The 10624-nt window shown below is 61.9% G+C and carries 12 protein-coding genes; 3 read left to right on the top strand and 9 right to left on the bottom strand.

Going from position 1 to position 10624, the window contains the following annotated elements:
- Together istB and istA are read right to left on the bottom strand one after the other, a co-directional pair.
- Positions 1–798 (bottom strand): IS21-like element helper ATPase IstB (gene istB / locus ACODTJ_RS10730; RefSeq protein ID WP_488848654.1); only part of this gene is annotated, 798 nt, incomplete at its 3' end.
- Positions 798–2084: an IS21 family transposase gene (gene istA, locus ACODTJ_RS10725; RefSeq protein WP_488848653.1), complete on the bottom strand. Its 1287-nt coding sequence runs from the start codon at positions 2082–2084 to the stop codon at positions 798–800. The genes istB and istA, both read right to left, overlap by 1 nt.
- Before the next feature lie 261 nt (positions 2085–2345).
- Between istA and ACODTJ_RS10720 the strand changes: the two genes are divergently transcribed.
- The gene (locus ACODTJ_RS10720; RefSeq protein ID WP_142850267.1) at positions 2346–2576 is read left to right on the top strand and encodes a DUF6429 family protein; all 231 of its coding nucleotides are present in this window, start codon (positions 2346–2348) and stop codon (positions 2574–2576) included.
- A 15-nt stretch (positions 2577–2591) separates the two neighbouring features.
- Here ACODTJ_RS10720 and ACODTJ_RS10715 read toward each other — a convergent pair whose 3' ends face one another.
- Positions 2592–3020 (bottom strand): Mor transcription activator family protein, encoded by a 429-nt coding sequence (locus ACODTJ_RS10715; protein WP_142850268.1) that lies wholly within the window; start codon positions 3018–3020, stop codon positions 2592–2594.
- A 390-nt stretch (positions 3021–3410) separates the two neighbouring features.
- On the opposite strand from ACODTJ_RS10715, the gene ACODTJ_RS10710 reads away from it, so the two are divergent.
- Together ACODTJ_RS10710 and ACODTJ_RS10705 are read left to right on the top strand one after the other, a co-directional pair.
- Positions 3411–5513, top strand: a complete 2103-nt coding sequence (locus ACODTJ_RS10710) for a ParB/RepB/Spo0J family partition protein (RefSeq protein WP_488848650.1) — start codon at positions 3411–3413, stop codon at positions 5511–5513.
- 216 nt (positions 5514–5729) lie between these two features.
- On the top strand, positions 5730–6143 hold the full coding sequence (locus tag ACODTJ_RS10705; protein WP_142847998.1) for a hypothetical protein: 414 nt from the start codon (positions 5730–5732) through the stop codon (positions 6141–6143).
- A 374-nt stretch (positions 6144–6517) separates the two neighbouring features.
- Here the strand turns inward: ACODTJ_RS10705 and ACODTJ_RS10700 are convergent, their stop codons facing one another.
- From ACODTJ_RS10700 to ACODTJ_RS10675, 6 genes are read right to left on the bottom strand one after another with little or no spacing between them, the layout of a single operon-like run.
- Positions 6518–7618 carry a flavin-containing monooxygenase gene (locus ACODTJ_RS10700; RefSeq protein ID WP_488848648.1) on the bottom strand — a complete coding sequence of 367 codons (1101 nt, stop codon included), beginning with the start codon at positions 7616–7618 and terminating at the stop codon, positions 6518–6520.
- Positions 7615–8079 carry a signal peptidase II gene (lspA, locus tag ACODTJ_RS10695; RefSeq protein WP_142847996.1) on the bottom strand — a complete coding sequence of 155 codons (465 nt, stop codon included), beginning with the start codon at positions 8077–8079 and terminating at the stop codon, positions 7615–7617. The genes ACODTJ_RS10700 and lspA overlap by 4 nt, the downstream gene beginning before the upstream one ends.
- Positions 8080–8104: 25 nt before the next feature.
- Entirely contained in the window at positions 8105–8848 is a 744-nt protein-coding gene (locus ACODTJ_RS10690; protein ID WP_142847995.1) for a cytochrome c biogenesis CcdA family protein, read from the bottom strand.
- Complete coding sequence (locus ACODTJ_RS10685) at positions 8848–9468, bottom strand: SCO family protein (protein WP_488848646.1); 621 nt, start codon at positions 9466–9468, stop codon at positions 8848–8850. Before ACODTJ_RS10685 ends, ACODTJ_RS10690 begins: the two co-directional genes overlap by 1 nt.
- The gene (locus tag ACODTJ_RS10680; protein WP_488848644.1) at positions 9465–9968 is read right to left on the bottom strand and encodes a copper chaperone PCu(A)C; all 504 of its coding nucleotides are present in this window, start codon (positions 9966–9968) and stop codon (positions 9465–9467) included. Before ACODTJ_RS10680 ends, ACODTJ_RS10685 begins: the two co-directional genes overlap by 4 nt.
- On the bottom strand, positions 9965–10579 hold the full coding sequence (locus tag ACODTJ_RS10675; protein ID WP_142847992.1) for a cation efflux transmembrane domain-containing protein: 615 nt from the start codon (positions 10577–10579) through the stop codon (positions 9965–9967). The genes ACODTJ_RS10680 and ACODTJ_RS10675 overlap by 4 nt, the downstream gene beginning before the upstream one ends.
- Between the last annotated feature and the right edge of the window lie 45 nt (positions 10580–10624).

Genomic DNA, 10624 nt, shown 5'->3' with positions numbered 1-10624 from the left:
GAAACCGTCGTCCTCGAGCGCGAGATCGCCGCGGCTCAGGCGAAGCGGGAGGCCGGAGCGGCGCTTTTCGCGAAGCCGGTAGCTATCGCCCCGGATGGTGATGACCGCGGAATGATGAAGCAGGCGGTCCAGGATCGCCGTGGCGACGACGGGGTCTCCAAAGACACCTCCCCATTCTCCTACGGATCGGTTTGAGGTGATCAGGATCGAGCCCTTCTCATAGCGGCGGGACACCAACTGGAAGAACAGGTGGGCGGCATTGGCCTCGAAGGGCAGATAACCCAGCTCGTCGATGATCAGTAGTTTCGGCCGCGACAGAAGCGTCAACTGCTTGTCGAGCAAACCGTCACTATGGGCCTTGGCCAGCGTCGCCACCAACGTTGCCGCGGTGATGAACTGCACATTGTAATTCTGGCGGATCGCCTCGCGGCCGAGGCTGACGGCAAGATGCGTCTTGCCCGTTCCGGGAGGGCCAAGGAGCAGGAGCGTATCGCCATGGGCAATCCACCGGCAGGTGGCAAGCTCCCGGATCTGCCCCTGATCCAGGGACGGCTGGGCATCGAAGTCGAAGCCGTCCAGCTCGCGCACGAAGGGGAACTGGGCGATCTTGCTCGACATGGAGATCCGCCGCTCGTCACGCCGGGCGATCTCGCGCGACACCAGGAAGCCCAGGGCCTCGCGCAGGTTCATCTTAGAACGGGCCGCCTCGTCGAGCAGCGTGTCGAGCTGGTCGCGGATCGCCGTCAGCTTCAGCCGGTCGAGCGTTGCGATAAGCAGGTCATGATCCATGTTCGTCATCACCAGCCCCCTCCGGCAACCGCTTCATATTCCGCAAGCGGCCGCAGCAGCGCGGCGGGTGCGATCTCGATCGGCGTCAGGCGCACGGGTCCTTCGACACCCGCGATGCCGACAAAATGGGATCGGTCGACGATCCGTTGCCGTCGGCCCCCGTTCAAGGCATGGTCGGCCACCACCTGGCCCGCATGGCGGATGATCACGCGACCGGCCAGCACCACAACCTGAACACTCTCGCCGATCAGGCGCCAGGGCACCGAATAGCTGTTCGTGTCGAGATCGATGGCGCAGTCGGCCTGCACCTTGCGGACCAGATCTCGCAACTGCCCGAATGCTACCCTGCCGGAAAGCGGGCGCAGCGCCCCGGCCTCCGCGGCAAAGCGCTCCGCCGGCGCAACGCCGGTGGTGCCGTGCTCCCGCTGGTCGGCAACCTCGCGCGTCCACCGATCCAGATGCGCCTCGAACGCCGCCCAGGTCTCGAAGCGGCGGCCGGCGATTGCGTTCTTCTTGACATAGCCGACGCCGCGCTCGTCCTTGCCCTTCGTGCGCGCCCGATACGGAGCGCAGGCGCGCGGCCTGAAGCCCCAGTAACGGGCAAAGGCGTGGAGCCGGGCATTGAACCTGACCTCGCGCGTCACCGCATCGTGGTGCTCGACCAACGCCTTCGCATTGTCGATCAGCACCTCCGCCGGAACGCCGCCAAAGCGAAGGAAAGCGCCTTCCATCCCCTCGAACCAGTCCGTCTGGCGCTGGCGCTGCGAAGCCCGGATATGCAGCCGGCGCGAATAGCCTAGCGTGGCGACAAAGACATGAATCCGTACCCGCTCGCCGCCGATCCAGACCCGCGTATCGCCAAAATCAATCTGCATCTGATGACCGGGCGCGGTCTCGTAGCGCACCGTCGCCCGCTTCTGCGCCGTCAGCTCCCGCCGCCAGACCCTAACCCGGCGCTCCACCTGCCGCAGGCTGATGACGATCCCGTGCTCACTCTCCAGTTCCTGGCGGATAACGTCCGCGTTGCCCTCGTGGCGGAAGAAGCGCTCGCGCAGCCAGTCATCCAGGCCGTCCAGCGCCGAAACGCGCGGGCGGCCCTTGTAAGCAACGGTTCCGCCTTCCCGAAGATAACGGCGAACCGTATTACGGGCGCACTGGAATTCCTTCGCTATCCGTTTGGCTCCCCAGCCGCTCTTATGCAGACGCACCATCGACATCACTTCGTCAGGCTCAAGCATCGCATCTCCCCGCACCCCTCTCGGCAATGCAGGATTCATCGAATTCTCAATCGACATCTATTCCTCCTCTCTAACGAGAGGGGTCAGTTCTCTATGTCGCTAGGGGGTCAATTGTGCATGTCGCCCGACAGACCGACCAAGCGGGCGCTGAAACTCATGCGTTTTTGGAGGGGTGGCGGGCCGTGCGGGATAGCGATGAGAACTATGTCTACTCCATCGCCCTCCATGACCCTACTAAATAGACGATTGACGGCGGTTACGCTGCCAATGATCTTTTGTGCGTGGCGCACATCATGAAACGACGCGAGGTATTGGCGGATGGAAATCGACAAGGAAAAGGTTGACGATGCAATCTTGGCCCTGCTGTTCCTGTCGCTCGACCGCGACGGGCGCTCGTGGAAGAGCTTCGATTGGGACGCCATGAACCGGCTGCACGAAAAGGGTTACATCGGTAATCCTGTCAGCAAGATGAAATCCGTCATCTTGACCGATGAAGGTGCGGAGCGGTCGGAGCAACTGTTTCGGGCGCTGTTCTGCAAGCCTGAATAGGCGAACTGCATCCGTTTACGAGCGCCTACGCACACGACCAAAATCGTGCTGCTGCCATTCCTCAATCGTCCACATGCCCGGCGGCTTAGTGGGTTCCTTGCCGGCGAGTGCCATCCATTTCACGATTGCGCGCCACGCCCTGTCATCGCAACGGAAATTGCCTCGCCAGAAACCGCGCTCCTGGACATCATCCGGCGTGAAGTCCGCCTTGCCGCAAAACTCGGCAAGGATTCTTCGCTCATGCGGTTCCAGATGCAGGGGGTTCGGTTGATCCGGGCGGCTGTCAGCCTCGGCCAATTCCGTCTGGCGCTGTTCTCTCCTGTCCTCCCGCTCGACTATCTGGCGCACACGTTCACGCGAGATCCGGTAATCCCGTGCTAGGGCCGGAAAGGTCTCGCCAGCTCGCCGGCGTCTTAGAATCTCCCGATTGCGTTCTTCGGTCATGGCGAAGCCGCCTCGCCAACTACTCTGACAGTATCGGCATACTACACTCTTTGCTCACCAGATGAAGATGCGATCAGGATGGCAGGGTTTCAGGCCAGCCCCTTCCCATATCCTGATCCTGTCCATTCGCCCGGCCTCCGCTTTGCTCTGGCCGGGCCGGTCGCTTGGGGGCGCTGCCCCCTGGCGCGGCACAAGGGCGGCCGGGCGGTATCCCCAGCCTTCCGCGCGGATGCCAGCTTTCGCACCTTCGTTATGACTTCGATCCGCTTGTGCAGGCCGGGTGATCCCCCTCCGCCCGTCCGTCCTTGCACCTTGCACCCCCCGGTCTCGCCGACGGGCAGGGTTGCAGCGCAGCGCTGCGCTCCAACCCAAGCCCATAGGAGAAAGACCATGACCACGACCGACAACACCGCCCCGACCGTCGAACACGGCACGACCGTTTTCATCCCGCTCAACAAGCTCAAGAAGCACCCGAAGAATGCCCGCAAGACCCCGCACAGCGAGGCGTCTATCGAGGCGAAGGCGGCGAGCATCGCCGCCAAGGGGATGCTGCAAAATCTGGTAGTAGAGCCGGAACAGAACGCAGACGGCGAGCCGACCGGCTTCTATCTGGTCAGCGTCGGGGAAGGCCGCAGGCTGGCGCAGTTGCTCCGTGTGAAGCGCAAGCAGATCAAGAAGACCGAGCCCATCCGCTGCGTCATCGACACGGCGAACGACGCGGCGGAAATCAGCCTTGACGAGAACGTCAACCGCGAGAACCTGCATCCCGCCGACGAGTTCGAGCGCTTCCGCGAGCTTTCGGAAAATCGCGGATGGGGCGCGGAGGAAATCGCGGCCCGGTTCGGCGTCACCGCGCATGTGGTGAAGCAGCGGCTTCGCCTCGGCGCTGTCAGCCCCAAGCTGATTCAGGTTTACCGCGACGGCGGGCTGACCATGGACCAGTTGCAGGCTTTCGCCATCACCGACGACCACGACCGGCAGGAACACGTCTTTGAAAACCTGTTCCACAACAAGGAGCCGTGGATCATCCGCCGCGACCTGACCGCCTGCAATGTGGCGGCTTCGGATCGGCGCGCGGTGTTCATCGGGCCAGAAGCCTATAGCGAGGCGGGCGGCTACATCATCCGCGACCTGTTCACCGAGGATCGCGGCGGCTTCTACGAGGACGCCGCGCTGCTGGACCGGCTTGCCCTCGACAAGCTGGAAAGGATCGCCGCCGAGGTTCGGGAGGCAGAGGGATGGAAATGGGTTTCGGCGCATATCGACTGGCCCCATGCCCACGGCATGCGCCGCACCTATCCGGGGCCGGTGGAGCTATCCGAGGATGATGAAGCCGCCTACGCCGCCGCGCAGGAGGAACATGAGCGTTTGACGGCGGAATGGGAGGACGCGGACGTGGACCTGCCGCCCGATGTGGATCAGCGCTTTGCCGATCTTGAAAACGAGATCGAGCGCATAGATTACAAGCGCTACGACTACGATCCCGACGAGATCGCGCGCGGCGGCGTTCTCGTGGTTCTCAACCATAATGGCAACGCCCGCATCGAGCGCGGTTTCATCCGGCCCGAGGACGAGGCCCCGGAGCCGGAGGAAGATGAAAGCGGGGATGACGAAACCGTCATCGACGGCGTTCGCGTCAATGGCGATGGTGAAATCATCGGAGAGGACGGCGAGCATGATGAGGGTGGAAACCATGTTTCCGCGCTCGGGGACGAGGAAAGGGAGGAAGACGGCAAGCCGCTGTCGGATTCGCTCATCCGCGACCTGACCGCGCATCGCACCCTTGCCCTCCGTCTCGCCCTTGGCGAGCAGACGGACATGGCCTTGATCGCCGTCACCCATGCACTCGCCGCGCAGACCTTCTATCGCGGCGGCGGGGACGCCCATTGCCTCGAAATCCGTCCGATCAGCGCCAGCCTTGGCGGGCATGCGGACGGCATCGAGGACACGGCGGCGGCGAAGGCGCTGGCGGATCGTCATGCCGGATGGGCGGCGGACATGCCTCGCGACGTGGCCGACCTTTGGGGTTTCATCGCCGGGCTGGACCATGCCAGCGTCATGGCGCTGTTCGCCCACTGTGCCGCGCAGACCGTCAACGCCCTCAAGCTGCCGTGGGAGCAGAACAAGCGCCACGCTCATGAAACGACGGACAGGCTGGCGACGGGGGTTGCGCTCGACATGACGGCGCACTGGACCCCGACCGTCCGGGCTTATCTCGGGCGCGTCACCAAGGCCCAAATCCTCGCCGCCGTGCGGGAAGCCCTTGGCGACGAAGCCGCCGAGCGGATCGCGGACAAGAAGAAGCAGGAAATGGCGGAAAAGGCCGAACAGCTTCTTGCCGGAACCGGCTGGCTGCCCCCTTTGCTGCGCACCGAGCGGCCCGCGTGGCTGGACAACGAGCAGCCGGAGGCCGCCGCCATGGCCGAGGACATGCCGGAGGCCGACAGCGCCGGGACCGTGGAGGATGAGCCTTTCCCCGTCGCGGCGGAATAAGCGGCGGGCCGGGATCGCGCCAGCGGTCCCGGCCTTCCATCGGAAAAAATCCCGGCCGCGCGGCTTCCCCGCGCGGCCGGATAACCTCGACAGTTCAACAATAGTCAGGCCCCACAGCCTCGACAGGACAGGCAAGCATTGGCACCATGCCGACGATCCAGCCGTCAGAATCGCGACGGCACGAAAGGCGGTGTGGCAAGTAGAAGGTGAAGGATCATGGTCGCAGTGATGTTCATGAGCGTTGCGCTGATCGCGCTTCTCTGCGTTCTCGCCTACACGCTCGCTATCTATGCGCTGCCCTTCATGCTCGGGCTGACCGCCGCGCAGTTCGCCTATCAGACCGGCTCTGGCCTGATAGGCGCGGGTTTGGTCGGCCTGTTCTCCGCTGGCGTCGCCTTCGGCATCCTGGCGGTGCTGTTCGAGACGATCCGCACACCCGTTATCCGTCTGATCGTGGCGCTTGTCTTCGCCGCGCCCGCCGCCGTCGCAGGCTATGCGCTGATCTATGGCATCACCAAGGAAGCCGTACCGTCCGAAATCTGGCGGCAAATCTTCTGCATTGTCGGCGGCGGCGTCGTAGGCGTGTCCGCCTTGACACGACTCGCGGCAGGGGCTCCCAAAACCGCGTAGCGGGTTTGCTACATCGCACAGGTTAGACGCACGAGGTGTCGCAGGTTTTGGGGAATTTTGCGACAGATCGGTCATTGACTGTTCAGCGCGGCGTTAAAGCCGAGAGCGATCGATATTCCCCCGCCGATGCGTTGAGCCAGTCGGCCGGCCTATGTGCGGCTGCTGAAGGAGCCGCGAGTACAGCTTAGGACGGCTTCCGACCTCATCCTGGTCATTCGTGTGGCCGGTCATCACTCCTGAAAACCAGACATTGCAGTTGGCCATCGTCATCCGCGATCATCACGAAAGCCTTACTGCCCGCCCGGCCGCTTGTATGGGATCACCGCGTCTATGACCGTGCAGGGTCGTCGTCCACGTATGCGCACGTCATCCCATTAGCTGCCGGAGCAGGATCTCAAGCATGCTGCGACAACCACGGAAGCATCTTCACCGACACCCATGACGAGGGCTGAAGCACGATTCCGTTGCCATGGGCGACCTAGGTGAAAAAGGCCCGCTACGGGAGACAGCCCGACCGTTTGCAGAAAGCTTCCATTGGAATCGGTACTACCTGCAATCTGGAGCCATTCGGTGTCGTCTCGGTATCCGATGCACCAGATGACGGAGTCGATCACCCGTTTCGATCCATCTGCAAAGAATGCGAGGCGGTCCTGTGAAGAGACTAAGCGTGTTGAAACCGCTACGCCCCTTTGTTCCAGATCGCTAAGGCTGCGATCCCTGTCCGGAAATGGGTCCGCGCGCCGCATCAGGCGACCTATCGCGGAGCCGGGCCTTGCTCTCATCAAGCCCAATGTGTGCAGCCACCACCATGTGCTCTTGCCCAGAATGCGCTCGGGAAACAGACGGCGCCTGCGTCCAACCGCAAGCATCACTTCATGGGTCAGAACCAGCTCGGCTGCGATGTCGCGTCCGCTTGCTCCATCCCCGACAACAAGGACCGTGCCAGGCGGGAGATCGCCGGGATTGTGATAACTTTCCGGTGTCAGTTGAGTGACCGCGCTGTCGAAGCCGGCAGCAATCGTTGGGACGATTGGTTTCTGAAACGCACCCGTCGCGACGATCACCGCCTTGGCGACCACGTGTCTGCCATCATCGAGTTGCGCGGTGAACCGCTCATCAGCGCGGCGTTCGAGCCGAGCCACGCCATTTCCGGAATGCACCGGCAGGTCGAAATGGCTGGCGTAGGTTTCGAGATAGTGCGCAAACGCGTCTCGCGTTGGGTAGCCGTCCGGGTCCCCCTCGAGCGCAAGACCGGGCAGCGAACTAAATGCGCGCGGAGTGAACAGAGTCAGGGAATCGTAGCGACGGCGCCAACTGTCACCGATGCGGGAATGGCGATCAACGATCAGGAATGAAAGCTCTGTTCTGGCAAGAGAATAGCAGGCTGCGAGTCCCGCTTGACCGGCGCCGATCACCAGAACGTCAACTTCCTCCGGCCCATGACTCACGGATAGCTGGCGAAAGCTTCTGTTCATGCCGCCTTTGTTTTGCCTCGTGCCAGAACGCTCTCCACCAGTAAAAGCCCTACCCCGCAGACAATCGCCACGTCGGCAAGGTTGAAGGCGGGCCAATGATAGCTGCCAATGTAAAAATCCAGGAAATCCGTCACGGCACCCTGCCGGAGCCGGTCGAGCAGATTGCCGAGCGCTCCCCCAACCACGAGCCCGAGGGCCGATGCCGTCAGGCGGCTGTCGCTTCGATGGATCCAGACCAGGAGCCCGGTGACTATGGCAAGCGTGAGCGCCATCAGGATCCAAGCCGGAGCCTGGCCGAACAATCCGAAGCTCACGCCGGTGTTAAAGCCGAGCACGAGATTAAAGAAGCCGGTGACGGGGATGACCTGAGGTGGATTCATAACATGGTTCAGGACCCACCACTTCGCCGCCTGATCAATGAAAAATCCGCCAAGGACGAAGGGAAGGCCGATCCTGAGCATGTCCAAATGTCCTCTAAACTAAGGCTTAGCCGATGCGGCCCAGAGCCGGGAAGGTCTGGAGCAGCCATATCGCAAAGCTGGTGAGATGGCCGGTGATCATGGCGATGCCCATCACCACCATCACCCCACCAGCGACGATTTTGAGCACGCGGCCAGTGCGGCGCATCGACATCATCCGAGCCATGAACCCGCGCATGAACAAAGCCGCCAAGATGAAAGGGAGGCCAAGACCAAGGGAGTAGACGGCGAGCAGCGTCGTTCCGCTTGCCACCGTGGCGTTGGCGGCGGACAGGGTCAAAATCGCTCCCAGCACTGGTCCGATGCAGGGAGTCCAGCCGAACGCGAAAGCGAGACCGAGGAGATAAGCAGCGCCGGCGCTTCCGCTGCCCGGATTGGCATGGAACCGCGCTTCACGATTGAGCCAGGGCATTGGCACGAGGCCTGTCGTGAACAGACCGAAGACGACGACGATCGCGCCTCCAATCAGGTTCGCTTCGAAAAGGTACATGCGCAGGAGCCGGCTCAACACGGTGGCGCTCGCCCCAAGGAGGACGAACACGGTCGCAAAGCCGAGCACGAAGCAGAGGCTGAGGCCGAGAGTTCGGCTTGCCGCTTTGAATTCGGCATCGGCCGCAGTGCCATCCGGGCTAATCGTGCGGCCTGCAACGTAGGAAATATAGCCCGGCACCAGCGGCAGAACGCAGGGCGACAGGAAGGATATAACGCCAGCGGCAAAAGCCGTCGCTATTCCGATACTGGAGAACTCCATCAGCCAATCTCGCCCACCAGACGGCGGAGCTTCTGCAAGCGAATCTCACGCGGCTCGTGCATGTCGAGCGTGCCGACGAATTGGCTCTCGGCATCCATCATGTAGACGCCTGCGGTGTGATCCATCGTGTATTCGCCCCCCTCCAGAGGCACTTTTCGCGCGTAGGCCGCAAAGGCCTTCACCACGGCGTCCGTTTCCTGTCGATTCCCGCGCAGTGCGAGGATGCGGTCATCAAAGGCTGTCATGTACTGAGCCAGCAGTTCTTGGGTGTCCCGTTCGGGATCGACGGTGAAGAACAGTACGTTGAACTGGTCGGCCACCGGCCCAAGTTCGTTCATGAGATCGCTAAGTTCGTAGAGCGTCGTCGGGCACACATCGGAGCAATGGGTGAAGCCGAAGAAGGCGAGATAAGGCTTTCCAGCCAGCGCAGCATTGTCGATCGTCTCGCCTCGATGGGATGTGAGCTGGAATGGACCGCCGATGGCTGCGGTGCCTGTCGAGGACGCGACCGCCGCGGTTTGCTGCTGCCAAGGCTTTGATAAGGACAGGCCGATGAAAAGCCCGCCGACAGCGGCGACGGCAACCCATGCAACAAGACGGAAAAGTTTGACGCCGCTCATTGGACAGCCTCTCCGTGCCCTTCATGTTCGCTCGCAGATTCCGGACGAGCACCCATGTTCTGCACAGCGAACTCAACGTCGATGGTACCGGCCTGCTCGAACACCAGTGTTGCGGCAAACCGCTCCCCTTCCTTCAAAGGACGCGATGGTTTCAAAAACATGATGTGTATACCGCCAGGTTGAAGTTCGATCGTATCGCCAGCCCCAATTTCGATGCCATTTTGCACCGGCCTCATGCTGGCAACCCCGTCGATCACGGTCGACTCGTGGATTTCCGCCCGTTCTGACAGAGGTGATGAGATCGAGACCAGGCGGTCGGCCATGTGGCCATCGTTCGTTAGCGTCAGATAGCCGCCGGCTACCGGCGCGACCGGCGGAGTCGCGCGTGACCACGGATGATCGATGGTGATCGAACCGGCCTGGAAGTCGTTACCCACAGCAGGAACGATCGACGCGGTAAGGGCAAGGAACGCGCCGGATAGCGCTCGCAAACTAATCATGTTGTTTTTCCTTTGTTTCCAGCTTCGCCGGCCTTCTCAAGGATTTCGAAGCCGCTTCTGACAACGACAACAACCACACCCACGCCAATGATCAGATCCGGGTATGGCGAATTGAAAAGGATCACGGCCAGACCCGAAAGCGCGATGGCCGAGTTCACAAGCATGTCGTTTGTCGTGAAAATCCATGAGGCTTGCAGATGCACGCCGCCTTCCCGATGTGATTTCAGGAACCACATGCAGACCATATTTGTAAGCGCGCTTGCTATCGCCACGGCGATCATGACCGGCCCTATCGGATCGGAACCAGTGAAGAAGCGACGTCCGACTTCGAATAGAAGAAGACCGGCGAAAACGATCAGGAGGATACCCGACAGCCGGGCAACTCGAACCTTCGCGGCCAAACCGCGTCCGACGACAAAAAGGCTGATGGCGTAGACACCTGCATCGCCAAGATTATCGAGCGCGGAACCCATCAGTCCTGTTGACTGAGCCCACCACCCTAATCCTCCCACAATGGCTGCCTGGGCCGTATTGATCGCAAGCACCCATGCGAGCGCCCATTGTTCGCTCTTCTCGGATGAAGTGGCACTGCCCTTGGACTGATTCCTCATAAATTACACCTCGGCTTTCTTGGCAAGAAGTGGAAGCCGCGACCT

The sequence above is a fragment of the Allobosea sp. FG18 genome (assembly GCF_057809495.1).
The sequence above is the reverse complement of the archived record's forward strand: the minus strand, read 5'-3'. Positions and strand labels throughout refer to the sequence as shown.